The organism is Cochlodiniinecator piscidefendens (assembly GCF_011326755.1).
Lineage (GTDB): Bacteria > Pseudomonadota > Alphaproteobacteria > Rhodobacterales > Rhodobacteraceae > Cochlodiniinecator > Cochlodiniinecator piscidefendens.
Map to the genome: position 1 here is coordinate 60,871 of NZ_JAAOIE010000006.1, position 13,632 is coordinate 74,502.

Here is a 13,632-nt window from a genome sequence, read left to right on the forward strand (position 1 = left end):
CAAACCGTTTCAACTCAAGGAGATCGCTCATGGCTCGTCGCCGTTCCAACCGTACCGCCCGTAACACCGGGTTTTCACAACGCCCTTTTTCAGAAGTGCGCAATCCACTTGCACCGGTTGAGATGATTTCAGCCGATCAGGTTGAGGTTATTCACCACGCCAGTCTCAAAATTCTACGCGATGTTGGCATTCGCGTTGATAGTGACGTTGCGCTTGATCTGCTGTCTGGCATTGGTGCAGATATCGACCGTGACACAAACCGGGTGCGGTTTGATCCGGCTTTGGTCGAGGAAATGCTAACAGGTATCCCGTCTGAATTTACCATTCACGCGCGTAATCCAGCAAAAACCGTAACAGTTGGCGGCAACTCTCTGACGTTTGCAACGGTATCGGGGCCGTCGTTTGTGTCTGATCTGGATCGGGGGCGCCGCGCCGGCACCCTGAACGACATGCGTGATTTTGTAAAACTGTCGTCGATGCTGAACATTTTCCACCACGAAGGCGGGGCAGGGTGCGAACCGTTAGAGCTCCCACCTGAATCGCGGCATTTGGATATGATGCTCGCGCAGACGACGTTATGCGATAAAGGGTGGCAGCCCTGTTGGTTGAACTCAGCCGAACGTGCGCGCGACTGCATCGAAATGGCAAAGATCGCGCTGCAAACCGACGATGAAGGTTTACGGCAAAATCCGGGTATTATCGGTGGGATCAATACGAATTCCCCACTTTTGCTGGATGACAGCCAAGCCGAAGGTCTGATCGAATTTGCCCGTGCAGGCCAACCGATCCACGTGACGCCCTTTACGCTTGCTGGCGCGATGAGTCCGGCCACCATTGGCGGATCATTGGTGCAGCAAAATGCTGAAGCCTTGGCTGGGATCGTTTTGGGGCAGGCGGCCTGTCGCGGGGCGCCTGTGTTTTATGGGCACTTCACATCCAATGTTGATATGAAAACCGGATCGCCTGCGTTTGGCACGCCAGAATATGCGCAGTCGGTGATTGTTTCGGGGCAAATGGCGCGGCGCTATGGTTTGCCCATTCGGTCATCCAACACCACGGCTTCGCCTTGTGTAGATGCACAGGCCGCCTATGAATCTGACATGTCGATCAATGCCTGTATTCAGGGCCATATCAATGTGATGATGCACGCTGGTGGATGGCTAGAGGGTGGATTGACCTGTTCCTTTGAAAAGCTAATTCTGGACGCCGAATTGCTTCAGATGCAGGCGGCGTTGTTGGACCCCATTGACCTAAGTGACGATGCCTTAGGTTTGGAGGCGATCGCTGAAGTAGGCCCGTCCGGGCATTTCTTTGGCACGGCGCATACGCTTGCCCGATATGAAACCGCGTTTCACAGCCCAATCCTGTCAGATTGGCGCAACTATGAAACATGGCGCGACGATGGGGCAAAAACGGCCACCGAACGCGCTAACACCGTTTGGAAGCAATTGCTGCGCGACTACGAAAAGCCGGCGATCGACCCCGCAGTTGAAGAAGAACTCGAGGCGTATGTCGCCAAACGCAAAACAGAAATCCGTCCCGATGCATAGTGCAATGCATCAACAGGGATGATCTACAGACCCTGCTACAACCAATAGGAACCGCAATGCGAACCCACGGCCCAGTTCACACTTCTTTTGACTTCGACACACCCGGTAAGCGAAACGGGTTTATCGACCTGACCCATTCAGATCACCGCCATGCCTTTAGCGCGGTGCGGGTGCCCGTCGGTGTGATACAGGGGGGCGCGGGCCCAACCGTGATGCTGACGGCGGGCAATCATGGCGATGAATACGAAGGTCAGGTCATTCTGCATCAACTGATGCAGCAATTGTCACCGGATCAGGTTCAGGGGCGATTGATCTTTTTACCCGCCCTGAATACCCCGGCTGTGCTGGATCGCGCCCGGGTTTCGCCGTTGGATGGTGGCAACATGAATCGCAGTTTTCCCGGCGCGACCAACGCCGGGCCAACAAAGGCCATCGCGGCGTTTGTCGATGCACATCTTATCCCGATGGCAGATGCAATTTTGGATTTCCATTCTGGGGGAACAACGGCGGAATATGTGGATTGCGGGTTTTTGTGCGTTGGACCGGACGCAGTGCAGAATGCCGCAAACTTGGAACTGGCCGAAGTCTTTGGTGCGCCTTTTACAATGGTGGCCACGATTGACGGAACCGGCGGCGATTTTGATACGGCGGCCTATAACCAAAACACCCGTTTCTTATCCTGTGAATTGGGCGGCATGGGGCGGTTTTCTCAAGCGTCTTTTCAAACCGGGTGGGCGGCTACGAACCGCGTTTTGACCCATCTCGGTCTGATTGATAACCCGAGCGAAGGGCTGACAACGCGTTTTATCGATGTTGGGGCGGGTTGTAGTTTTGGCACCACAGGGCATCACGGGCTTGCGCAGCTTCATGTGTCGCCTGGGGATGAGGTCCGGCAGGGTGATCATGTTGGCACCGTGTTTGATGTTCACAACTTTGGGGCACCCCCCGAGCGTGTATTGGCAGGCCAAAATGGGGTGGTCGCGGTGTGTCGGCGCAATCCTTTGGTTGAGCCCGGCGATCATTTGTGCATGGTAACCCGCGAAATCCCAGTAAGCGAAATGCATAAATAGTATAAACAGAGCTGAGTTTTCGCTTTGCAGGGTTGTGGAAGTCATGTTAGAAAACTGTGATCACAGATGAACCGCAGTAAGGGAATCGCATGACTGTCACCCAAGCCAGGTCCGTGAATGCTTTGCGTCAGGAATTGACCGCCCTCAAGGCGCTTGACCAAGAGCAAGCGCGCACAATGCCACCGAGCTTTTACACCTCAGAAGACTTTCTTGAGTTGGAGAAAGAACATATCTTTCGTAAGGAATGGATTTGTCTCGGACATGTTGGTGAAATCCCCAATCCGGGCGATTTTTACACGACGGAACTGGTCGGGGAACAGTTGCTGATTTCGCACGGCCATGATGGCGAAATCTATGTGTTGTCCAATGTGTGCCGCCATCGCGGGAATTTGGTCGAGGCACAGGCCAGCGGTAATCGCCGATCGTTTGTGTGCCAATATCACGCGTGGACATACAACACCGATGGTCAGCTAAAGACTGCACCACTGATGAAGAAAAAAACCAAGTTCGACGTGAAGGGCTGCAAATTACCGCAGTTGAAAACAGAGATCTGGAACAACTTTATCTTTGTGAACCTCGATGGCATGGCTGCGCCTTTGGCTGAACAGTTGGGCGGGCTGCAGAGCATTTTGCAGAACTATCACCACGAACAGCGAAATCTTCTCTTTAAAGATGAGGCTGTGTGGCACACCAATTGGAAAAACCTGACCGAAAACTTCATGGAAGGGTATCACCTGTTTGCTACGCACCCAACAACGTTGCAACCCATGACGCCAACGCAACTGTGTCGCAAGGTTCCGGGAGAAGAGCGTTGGACCGCTTATCGATCTTATTATGACCCGGATTACCCACCACGCGGACCGTTTCATGAAGATATGACAGAGGATGAACGCAACAATTCCGTGTTGTTCAATGTCTTTCCGAGTTTCGTGGTCGCGGTTGCAGCAAATTATACGCTTTATCTATGCTTGCGGCCCACCGATTCTGACAAAGTTTCCATTCGCTGGGGAATTTGTGGCCTGAAAACCGATCCAACCGACCCTGAGGTCGTTGCCTATATTGATCTTTGCAAGTCCTTCAACGCCGAAGACAAAGATAAGCTTGAGACGTTACAAAAGGCCCAGAATACGCGCTACTACCAAACTGGGCCGTTGGCGCCTGATGATTTGGAAGGCACGATTTGGGATTTCCTGAGTTATATGGGAAAACGATTGGGCGCGGATCTGGAACTGAGCGACTAAATCTAGCAAAACTTCCCCTGCATTTGCTATTCAAACGCAGGGGAAAGCGATGTTAGGCGGCTAATAGTTTGAGCCCGCCAATCACAAACAATGCGATAAAGACTGTTTCTGCAACCAGCAGGATAATTGCTGGATAGCCGACCTTTACCACTTCTCTCAGTGATGTTTTTAACCCAACTGCGCCGATCGCAGTCAAGAGCGCCCAACGGGAAAGCTCGGACGAAAGCGTGATAACCGCACCGGGGATCAGCCCAAACGAGTTTACCACAACAACAATGATAAACCCGGCCACAAAACCCGGGATGATCGGGGGTCTCTGCCCCGTTTCGTTTGTCGAAGTAGCAAGCCGGCGGATAATGATAGAAGCGACCAAAATGATCGGGGCAAGCATAGCAACGCGGATCAGTTTGACGATCGTGGCGATATCACCGGCTTCTTGAGAAACGGAAAATCCCGCGCCGACCACTTGCGCGACGTCATGTACTGTCGCGCCGATGAACACCCCTGCAGTCTGATCTGAAAATCCCAGCATAACGGCAAAAATTGGATAAAGGATCATTGCGATTGTGGACAACAACGTGACCCCGACGACAGTAAAAACCAGTCGCTCTTCGCTGCGGTCATCTTGGGGTAAAATTGCGGCGATTGCCATCGCAGCAGAGGCACCGCAAATTGCGACGGAACCTGCAGACAAAAAGGCAAATCGCGGCCCATGCCCGGTAAAGCGCGCGATGAGCATACCAAATATGATGGTTGAAATGAGACCGGCGGCAACGAGGCCAACAATCGGCCAACCCAAACCCGCTGCCATCTCAAAACTTATGCGCATTCCAAGTAAGACAACCCCAAAGCGAAGGACTGTGCGCGCGGAAAATGCAATACCTGCTTTGCAGGGGCCTTCCTCCGACAAAAAATTCAATGCAATGCCAAACAGCAGCGCCATTAGCATCGCAGGTGCGCCGTAGTGCTCTGAAATAAATTGCGCTGAAAGTGCAATGAGGGCTGCAATTAAGAAACCGGGGAACAGTGTTCGTACTGTTGTTGAAAGGGTGTTAAGCTGAAAGTTAGGCATATGGTTTGCAATCTTTGTGCTGTGTCATGAGCGTTAAGGAAGAGGTGTGCTATGGCGAGAGCTACGTTTTGCGTGGCGATATTGATGGTTTTCTATAGCGCGACCGGCCAGAAGGGAAGAGACCCATTCGGGTGCGATTGTTTTCCTCTCAGGAAAAATATATAGTGAATGCAGTAAATTTATATTCATGGATACACAGCATAATTTGTGTATTGAGACCACGAAGAATTACAGGGCAATTTCGGCATGACCGCAGACACAGCCAACGCGAAAACAGTCGCGAACCTAACTCAAAACCCACACAGCATGCGCACGGAAGAACGAGAAAAAGTTCTCGAGGTGGCGATAGGTAAAGAGGTGCGCGCATTCCGTCGTCAAAAAGGTTTGACCGTTGCAGAGCTCGCGCAGATCACCGGGTTATCGATCGGGATGCTGTCAAAGATTGAAAACGGTAATATTTCTCCGTCGTTGACGACATTGCAAACACTTGCCAATGCGCTTTCTGTCCCTTTGACGAGCTTTTTCCGTAGGTTCGAAGAGCGAAGAGAGGCGGTTCATACAAAGTCGGGCGAAGGCGTTGAATTAGAGCGTGAGGGCACGCGCGCCAATCATCAATATAATCTTCTTGGGCATATTGGGGCAAACGCATCAGGGGTTATTGTAGAACCTTATTTGATCACGTTGAATGCTGAATCGGATGTTTTCCCGACGTTCCAACACGGTGGGATTGAAACGATTTATATGCTTGAGGGAAAAGTGGACTACCGCCACGGTGAGGGTGTTTATCCGCTCGCGCCGGGTGATACATTGTTCTTCGATGCAGATGCCCCGCATGGGCCTGAAAAACTGGTTGAACTGCCCGCACGGTATTTGTCGATTATCAGCTATCCGCAGAATGCTTGAACCAGACCATTCCGGTTCAAGCCAATAGGTTTATTTTTGTAGCGGTGGTTCGGTTTCCTGATCAGGCCAAATGCCGGGCGATGTCGGTTGTCCATCGTCAAACTGACTGAGATAATCGAGCATCATAGGTTTGTTATCAATAAACCCTTTATAAGTTGCCAACTCATCCGGCAGATCACGAATGACGCGATGCAAACGGCGGCCCCATTTGGGCATGGTCATCATGTCCTGAAAATTGCACAGATAACAGCGGATCGGAAAGACCAGCGCGTTGGACCGCGGCAAACGATAGAAGGTTTGCAATTCCACCCGCAGGTGCTGTTTATGGCCTATGTTTTCTGGGGAAAGTTCCGTTTTTTGGATGCCCCATTTGTGGTAGTTTTCTGGGCTGGTATCCAGCAATGGATTGACCGTCATCGTCCAGTTTAAGCGTCTGGCAGGTGCACCTTGCTGAATATTGAGCAAGAACTTTAGGGCGCGAATAAAAATACCCTTTTCATGGGCGAGCGGAACAGGCGCATGCCATTCGAAAAAATTCATGCCGATGTCGAAATCCAATGACCAGTCAGCTTGTGTCGTGATCATGCCGGCATCCATCCACAGCATATCATCGCGCTGATCCAACACCGCAAAGTCACCTTGGGCCTGACGGGTAATATATTCCATCGGGCCATAGGGCAGTGTCGTTTCGTCCAAGAATGTAAACGTATCGTCGATGCCCATGGGCTTGTTGACCCAGCGCCACGTGTTGCCGTTACGATGTAGTTCGAACAGATCAGGGTAGTCTTCGGATTTGCATTCCATGATCAATTCTAGCAAATCCCACCCGGCCAATGTCATGTGGGGTAGGGACTGACAGCGCAGCGGATCCTGATCCAAAACAAGAGCACGATCTTTCATCTCTGCGAGGTAGTGTTCATCTACATCGAACCGTTTTTCGTAAACAGACCCGGCTGGACCACCTCTGTGTTGTTCCATGTTGACCGAATACATGTAGCTGTCTTCGTGAAACGGAAACGGAAAGCGTTTGATCGCCCATTCTGAATTACGAAATGAGTAATCGTCGCGGAAGGTTTCGTCGTTGAATTGTATTGTCATGAGGACCTCCTTAGCGGTCAAGCACGAGGGTCTTGCCCTCAAACCGTGACACGCAGGGCATAATTTTTTCACCGCTGGCGTGTTCATCGTCATCAAGCCAGTGGTCGCGATGAATGAATTGTCCGTCGTAGCCAATTACGTGGGTTTCGCATTGGCCGCAGGCACCGCCACGACAGAGATAAGGCGCATCAACACCTTCGCGTTCCATCGCTTCTAGAAGGCTTTCGTGTTCGCCGACCTGAATGACTTTGTTTGACGTCGCGAGCTTTACCTCAAAGGGTTTGCCGGGTTGTGGCGCGAGGAACTCTTCGTAGTGGATATTGTCGCGCGGCCAACCTGCATCTTCGGCGGTTTTGCGTACCCAGTTGATCATTCCCTTGGGGCCACACACATAAACATGCGTGCCCAACGGTTGGCCATCCAGAAGGTTTACCAGATTAATCGCCTGAGACTGATCATCATAATAGATATGAGTTTCATTTGGGTGTCGATCCGTTAACACATTAACATATGATCCCAAGGCTTCGCTCCGGCAAGCGTAGTGGAGTTCCCAGTTGCCGTTAAAACGTTCTAATTGTTTTATCTGCGCTAAAAAGGGCGTGATCCCAATACCACCAGCGATGAACAGATGTTTGTCAGCGCGTAGGTCTAGCGAAAACAGATTCACCGGGTAGCTGATTGTCATCTCGTCCCCAACGGTGACGTTGTTGTGCATAAACAATGAGCCACCGCGCCCTTCGTCATCGCGGCGAACGGATATTGTGTAAGATGATTGATCATACGGATCGGACATCAGTGAATAAGGATTAAGACGGGTAATGCCACCGTCGTCCATTTCAACAACCGTATGCGCCCCACCAGAAAAGGTCGGAAGCAATTCGCCATTGATCTGCGTAAATCGGAACCGCGTTACCAATTCATTGATGGGGGTGATTTCGGTGACTTTGACTTTGATCTTCTCTGCACCGCTCATTCGTAGATCCCCTTTGGCTCGGGTATATTGCCGTGGTCTTCGGCATCAACACAGACGCCCTGATAGGCTGCATGGCGTCGCGAATAATGATCCCGCACAAAAAGGTTTAAACCGCAGTGGGAACAAACAAAGGGGTCAAGTTCAACATCTTCGGTGATACCTTTGCAGTGCACACATTGCATGCGCCGCGCAACAGAACCACGATGTTCTGTTTGGACAGCCGAATGCGGAATACCCGCAGTTGAGGTTTCTCGCATGGCTTGTCCCATGAGGCTTTCGGTGCCTGTTAGATAAACCTGCAACCCCATATGGGCCCCGGAAAGAACGCGGCGAATGCGTTGAACCGAAGCATCATAGGATGGGCCTTCATAGAATTGGGCGGGGGCCAACGCGCGCAATTTATCTGCGTGGTTTGCCCCCTTGGGAATGTAAATGATGTGGGTGTTTTCCATCAATTCAGGCGTCGCGATGTCAAGAATGGCTTCTGCGCCTTCTGCATCTGCAATCATTAGGTGGCTTTTGCCAGATCGAGCCTCAAGCCTGCCCCAAACCGGGCGACTTAATATAGATGGAGGAAATTCGAATTTTGCCATAGCGTCCTCTGATACAAATAAGGCCACGCAATGTGTTTGCGTGACCTTATCGTTTTAACCCTTTGCGGTGCGGATCGATTTGTCTTTGTCGTAGAACGGCATCTCTTCGGCCGTCGCTGCGATTTCCGTTCCGTCGCTATTTCTAACTGTGAGCTGCGTGCCGGGGGTGGCGCAATCAACAGGCATCCGTGCGATCCCGACATTGTGGTTGTTCAGGTTTGAATGCATGCCAAACGTGACAACACCGACTTTTTCGCCGTTTTGCAGCAGGTCGGCGCCTTCGTCGGCGGGTGTGGTGCCCTCTAGGCGCACACCATAGATTTTAAAGCGCTCTTTGCCTTGAGCGGCGTAGTGGTTTTCAGCCCCGATAAATCCGGTTTTGCCGGGTGATACTGTAAACTCAAGCCCAAGTTCCCAGAGGGTGTCACCGCAAGGCTCATCCGCAAACGGATAGGTTTCTGAGTTATCGCCGGGGAAGAAGAGGAGATAGCTTTCGGTGCGCAGCAAATCGAGCGTGGAAAATTGTACAGGGCCGATGCCCATGTCTTTGCCGCCCTTAAGAATGTTATCCCAGATGTGAACGGCGTCTTTGGCCTGACAGAAAATTTCATATCCGCGTTCACCCGTGTAACCAGTACGAGAAATCATGACAGCACGGCCAAACAGTTTTGTTTGCATAATGCCGAAATAGGCAAGATCGCGAATCCCCTCGACATGCTGTGCTAAGAAATCAACAGCGACAGGGCCCTGCAAAGACATATCATGCAGATCATCGTCAAAAATGACGGCGCAGTTTTTCCCAGCGGCGGCTGCGGTCAGTTGTTCGGTACCAGTGCCAGTGCCGTGCACGACCATCCATGAGTTCACGGAAAGACGATAAATGACGCAATCGTCGATAAACTTGCCTTCATCGTTCAAGATGCAGGCGTATGTAGAACGGCCAGGCATGATTTTTTCTACGTTACGCGTGGTTACGCGATCAATAACCTGTGCTGCATGTTCACCAACAACATGGACTTTCTTTAGGCCAGACACATCCATTAAACCGGCTTTGGTACGGACAGTTTCGTAATCCGCCGTGGCCCGTTCCGGGGTGTGGTCATAAAACCAAGCTGTCCCCATGCCATTCCAGTCCTCAAGCTCACCGCCAATTTCCGCATGGCGCTGCGCCAACGCTGATGTTCTCCATAAAATGGCCATTGCGTCGTTTCCCTGTTCTAGTTTGATTTTGAAAGCATTGAGGCAGATGTGAAATTGAAAATCAACCCCCTCAGTATGTAAAATATTCCCACAAAGAAACATTTTTGGCGTTAAATTTGCCGTATTTCTACGCGTTTGGGCATTAAATATAGGATGGTTTGAGTGAAAAATGACGTCGCAAAATTAAGATGGTGCGTCGTTTTGAATCCGGTCAGATGCTCCTGATCGCACAATTTTGTTGACAGATGGCCAAAGAAGTTATCCCCTTAAGATAATCATTTTCTTAACAGGAATACAAAACACAATAAAACGGCGAACAGGGAGAAATAATTGTGGACGGCAATCTTAATGCACTAACAACAGTGTTTACCGAGTTCTACTACTGGGTGACCATTGTATTTATGTTTCTAATTCACGTGGGGTTCTGTATGTACGAAGTGGGCGCGAGCCGACGGCGAAATCACATGCACACTCTGATGAAGAACGTTATGATTATTCCGTTGGTTACAGTGACTTTCTTCTTCTTTGGTTGGTGGATTTACTGGGCTTTCCCGAACGCGTTTCCCGGCATGGGCGGGATCGGTTACGAAGCTGGGGCACCTTATACGCCATGGTCTGAAAACATGGGTACCCATTTGGGTGACCGGATTACGGGTGTCTTCTGGGCGGCGTTTTTGCTGTTCTCATGGACGGCTGCCTCGATTGTGTCTGGATCGGTGATTGAACGGATTCGTTCTAGCGCGCTCTGGTTGCATGCTGTGATGATCGGTTCTGTTTGGTGGATCATTGATGCGGCATGGGGCTGGCACTGGGATGGCTGGATGGTCAAAGTGCTTGGCTATCACGATGCGTATGCGTCTGGTGTTATTCACGCGATTGCAGGTGGTTATGCGTTGGGCGTTATTATGGTCCTTGGTCCTCGTCTGGGCAAATTCGCCAAAGATGGCACACCGCGCGATATTCCTCCGCATAATCCATGGATGCTGACGATCGGTATCTTTTTGATCTATACAGGCTTTTGGGGTTTTTATGCGGCGTGCAACGTGCCGATTATCTCACCTGAAGTTATCGATGGTCAAATTGTGGGCACCACATGGACTGCAACCAACATTTATCTTTCACCGACAACATTGTCAGCGATTACCTTTAACTTCTTGATGTCTTTGTCAGGTGGTTTGATGGCTGCATATGTGGTTTCAAAAGGCGATGCATTCTGGACGTTTTCTGGTGGGCTTGCTGGGATCATCACAGCCTCTGCGGGCAACGATTTGTATCACCCGATTCAAGCGATGTTGGTTGGTGCTGTTGGCGTCGTCATCGTGTACAAACTGCACTACTGGGTTGAGCGTAAATTCAAGCTGGACGATGCGGTTGGCGCTGTTGCGGTACACGGGTATTCCGGTGTTGTTGGTCTGATCATTGCTGGCTTTATGCTTTGGGGCGCGCCATCATCACCTTACGATGGGTATGCTGCAATCAATCCAGTCGGCCAAATCATCGGCGCAGTAATCATGTTTGGTCTATTGGGTTTCCTTCCTGGTTGGGGCCTGGCCAAACTGCAAGCGATGGCTGGGGTTCTTCGTATCCCGCCAGAAGTCGAACTGCAGGGCTTGGATTACGCAGAACATCACGCCTACGAAGATGCGAAGGCTGATATTATCGAAGCAGACAAACGCCGCTTGGCCGCCCAAGCTGCAGATGCAAAATAAGGAGATAGATTATGTCGACTATAGGATATGACAGCTGGGCCGTGGATTTGGCCGAAGTAGGCCCGGTCTACCCTTTCCAAGGCTCCGAATTTATTTTGTTTCTGCTTGGGCTGGCGTTTTGGATCGGTTGGCATCGCATTCAATATACTCGTGAAAGCGCGCATCTAGAAGAAGCACGCAAAGCCGGAGACCCGGAAAAAATGCGAGAGCTGGTCGAGAAATACTGATCTGACCACAGGTATGACAAAGCGCAGCGAGAATTCGCTGCGCTTTTTTTGTTAGGGTGTGGTTTCGTCACCCGTGCGCCAATCCGGGAGATCATTGATAAGTGTTAAAGCCGCTCGGCGTAACGTGGCGCGAATCTTTTCAATATCTGGGCCACGCATATCGCATTGCTCCAGCGCGCGATCCATGAGTTCTAACCACATTTCAACATCGGCGCTGCGGATGGGAATGTGTTCATGAATTTGGCGTAAATTCATATGCCCATGTTTTTCGATGTAATAGCGACGCCCCCCAAAAAACCCAGTCAGAAAATTAAACTGCTCAGACCGGGTGAGGTTCAAACCATGTCCGCGGAAATGAAGACGATGGAGTTCGTAAACCTCTGGGTCTGATTCCATAAGGTCGTAAAAAGTTTCAACGAGCCTTTTTACGGCAACTTCACCGCCGATGCGGTCCAGAAGGGTGTGTGCTGTTTGTTCCATTATGCAGTGTACCCATGTTTCTTCGGATTGTTCTTTGATTTAGCGCAAATACTTTGGTTGTCGAAGTCAAAAGGGAAAGCGAAAATTTAAAGGAGAAAAGGCAAATTACATGCTGCGCGGATGTCGGATTCACGCGTTTATTTTACAATGAGCTTGTCTCCATGTCGGATTTCGAAGGCTCAAAGTCCGAAACGCCCCTTTGATTTGTTGGGAAAAGAGTCACCCTTATGACGGAGATGAATGAGGACCACATGCGTTATTCAGGCCTGAGAGTAATAAAAGAAGCACTGACCGGACACAAAGGGTGGAAACCCCATTGGCGTGACCCGGAACCGAAAAAGCATTATGACATCGTGATCATTGGTGGTGGCGGTCATGGGCTTGCCACTGCGTATTACCTTGCCAAAAAATATGGTGAGAAAAACATCGCGGTGATTGAAAAAGGCTGGATCGGCGGCGGGAATGTTGGGCGGAATACGACGATCATTCGCTCAAACTATTTGCTCGAAGGAAACGGCCCGTTTTACGAGCTGTCGTTGAAACTGTGGGAAGGGTTGGAGCAAGATTTCAACTACAACGCCATGGTTTCACAGCGGGGCATTCTGAACCTCGTGCATTCAGATGCGCAACGCGACGCGGCACGCCGGCGTGGGAATGCGATGATCCTGAATGGGTCTGACGCGGAGTTGTTAGATCAGGACGGTGTGCGCGCGCTTTATCCGTTTTTGAATTTTGACAATCAGCGCTTTCCAATCAAAGGCGGGTTGTTACATCGCCGAGGCGGAACAGTGCGCCATGACGCCGTGGCGTGGGGATATGCGCGCGGTGCGGACAGCCGCGGTGTGGACATTATCCAGAACTGCGAAGTGACCGGATTTAAGATCGAAGACGGCAAATGTTTAGGCATCGAAACCTCGCGCGGGTTCATCGGTGCGACCAAAGTGGGCTGCGCGGTTGCCGGGTCTTCCGGGCGTTTGATGGCCAAGGCAAACATGCGCCTCCCCATCGAAAGCCATGTGCTTCAGGCGTTTGTGTCTGAGGGGCTAAAGCCCGTAATGCCGGGTGTGATCACCTATGGTGCGGGGCATTTTTATTGCAGCCAATCAGACAAAGGCGGTCTGGTGTTTGGCGGCGATTTGGATGGCTACAACAGCTATGCGCAGCGCGGCAGTTTACCCGTGGTCGAGGATGTTATCGAAAGCGGGATATCACTGATCCCGGCGCTTGGCCGTGTGCGGATGTTGCGTGGTTGGGGCGGTGTGATGGACATGTCGATGGATGGCTCACCTTTCATTGATAAAACCCATATTGAGGGGCTCTATTTCAACGGTGGCTGGTGTTACGGCGGGTTCAAAGCCACGCCGGCCTCTGGCCTGTGTTTTGCGCATCTGCTGAGCACAGACACCCCGCATGAGGTCGCCAAAGCCTATCGGTTGGATCGGTTCATGAGCGGTCACATGATTGATGAAAAAGGGCAGGGCGCACAGCCCAACCTGCACTAATAGGGGTACAGACT

General features: G+C 51.1%; 13 protein-coding genes. 7 read left to right on the forward strand and 6 right to left on the reverse strand.

What is annotated here, in order from left to right; genetic code table 11:
- Positions 1-29: 29 nt before the first annotated feature.
- From G9C99_RS14800 to G9C99_RS14810, 3 genes are all read left to right on the forward strand, one after another.
- Entirely contained in the window at positions 30-1,550 is a 1,521-nt protein-coding gene (locus G9C99_RS14800) for a trimethylamine methyltransferase family protein (protein WP_166418300.1), read from the forward strand.
- Between the two features lie 56 nt (positions 1,551-1,606).
- A complete protein-coding gene (locus G9C99_RS14805) occupies positions 1,607-2,620 on the forward strand; it encodes a succinylglutamate desuccinylase/aspartoacylase family protein (RefSeq protein WP_166418301.1) in 1,014 nt (337 codons plus the stop codon).
- Positions 2,621-2,709: 89 nt separating this feature from the next.
- Entirely contained in the window at positions 2,710-3,861 is a 1,152-nt protein-coding gene (locus G9C99_RS14810) for an aromatic ring-hydroxylating oxygenase subunit alpha (protein ID WP_166418302.1), read from the forward strand.
- 52 nt (positions 3,862-3,913) lie between these two features.
- Here G9C99_RS14810 and G9C99_RS14815 read toward each other — a convergent pair whose 3' ends face one another.
- Positions 3,914-4,933 carry a YeiH family protein gene (locus G9C99_RS14815; protein WP_166418303.1) on the reverse strand — a complete coding sequence of 340 codons (1,020 nt, stop codon included), beginning with the start codon at positions 4,931-4,933 and terminating at the stop codon, positions 3,914-3,916.
- A gap of 246 nt (positions 4,934-5,179) precedes the next feature.
- Between G9C99_RS14815 and G9C99_RS14820 the strand changes: the two genes are divergently transcribed.
- Positions 5,180-5,836 carry a helix-turn-helix domain-containing protein gene (locus tag G9C99_RS14820; RefSeq protein ID WP_166418304.1) on the forward strand — a complete coding sequence of 219 codons (657 nt, stop codon included), beginning with the start codon at positions 5,180-5,182 and terminating at the stop codon, positions 5,834-5,836.
- A gap of 30 nt (positions 5,837-5,866) precedes the next feature.
- Here G9C99_RS14820 and G9C99_RS14825 read toward each other — a convergent pair whose 3' ends face one another.
- From G9C99_RS14825 to G9C99_RS14840, 4 genes are read right to left on the reverse strand one after another with little or no spacing between them, the layout of a single operon-like run.
- Positions 5,867-6,934 (reverse strand): heme-dependent oxidative N-demethylase family protein, encoded by a 1,068-nt coding sequence (locus tag G9C99_RS14825; RefSeq protein WP_166418305.1) that lies wholly within the window; start codon positions 6,932-6,934, stop codon positions 5,867-5,869.
- 10 nt (positions 6,935-6,944) lie between these two features.
- Positions 6,945-7,907, reverse strand: coding sequence for a PDR/VanB family oxidoreductase (locus G9C99_RS14830; RefSeq protein WP_166418306.1), 963 nt, complete (start codon positions 7,905-7,907; stop codon positions 6,945-6,947).
- Complete coding sequence (locus tag G9C99_RS14835; protein WP_166418307.1) at positions 7,904-8,500, reverse strand: dimethylamine monooxygenase subunit DmmA family protein; 597 nt, start codon at positions 8,498-8,500, stop codon at positions 7,904-7,906. The genes G9C99_RS14830 and G9C99_RS14835 overlap by 4 nt, the downstream gene beginning before the upstream one ends.
- 54 nt (positions 8,501-8,554) lie before the next feature.
- Positions 8,555-9,700, reverse strand: coding sequence for an aminomethyltransferase family protein (locus G9C99_RS14840; protein ID WP_166418308.1), 1,146 nt, complete (start codon positions 9,698-9,700; stop codon positions 8,555-8,557).
- A 332-nt stretch (positions 9,701-10,032) separates the two neighbouring features.
- Between G9C99_RS14840 and G9C99_RS14845 the strand changes: the two genes are divergently transcribed.
- Both G9C99_RS14845 and G9C99_RS14850 read left to right on the forward strand, forming a co-directional pair.
- The gene (locus tag G9C99_RS14845) at positions 10,033-11,409 is read left to right on the forward strand and encodes an ammonium transporter (protein ID WP_166418309.1); all 1,377 of its coding nucleotides are present in this window, start codon (positions 10,033-10,035) and stop codon (positions 11,407-11,409) included.
- Between the two features lie 11 nt (positions 11,410-11,420).
- Positions 11,421-11,636, forward strand: coding sequence for a hypothetical protein (locus tag G9C99_RS14850; RefSeq protein ID WP_166418310.1), 216 nt, complete (start codon positions 11,421-11,423; stop codon positions 11,634-11,636).
- 51 nt (positions 11,637-11,687) lie between these two features.
- On the opposite strand, the gene G9C99_RS14855 is transcribed toward G9C99_RS14850, so the two are convergent.
- Entirely contained in the window at positions 11,688-12,116 is a 429-nt protein-coding gene (locus tag G9C99_RS14855; protein ID WP_166418311.1) for a group II truncated hemoglobin, read from the reverse strand.
- Positions 12,117-12,367: 251 nt separating this feature from the next.
- On the opposite strand from G9C99_RS14855, the gene G9C99_RS14860 reads away from it, so the two are divergent.
- Positions 12,368-13,618, forward strand: coding sequence for a sarcosine oxidase subunit beta family protein (locus G9C99_RS14860; RefSeq protein ID WP_166418376.1), 1,251 nt, complete (start codon positions 12,368-12,370; stop codon positions 13,616-13,618).
- Positions 13,619-13,632: the final 14 nt, after the last annotated feature.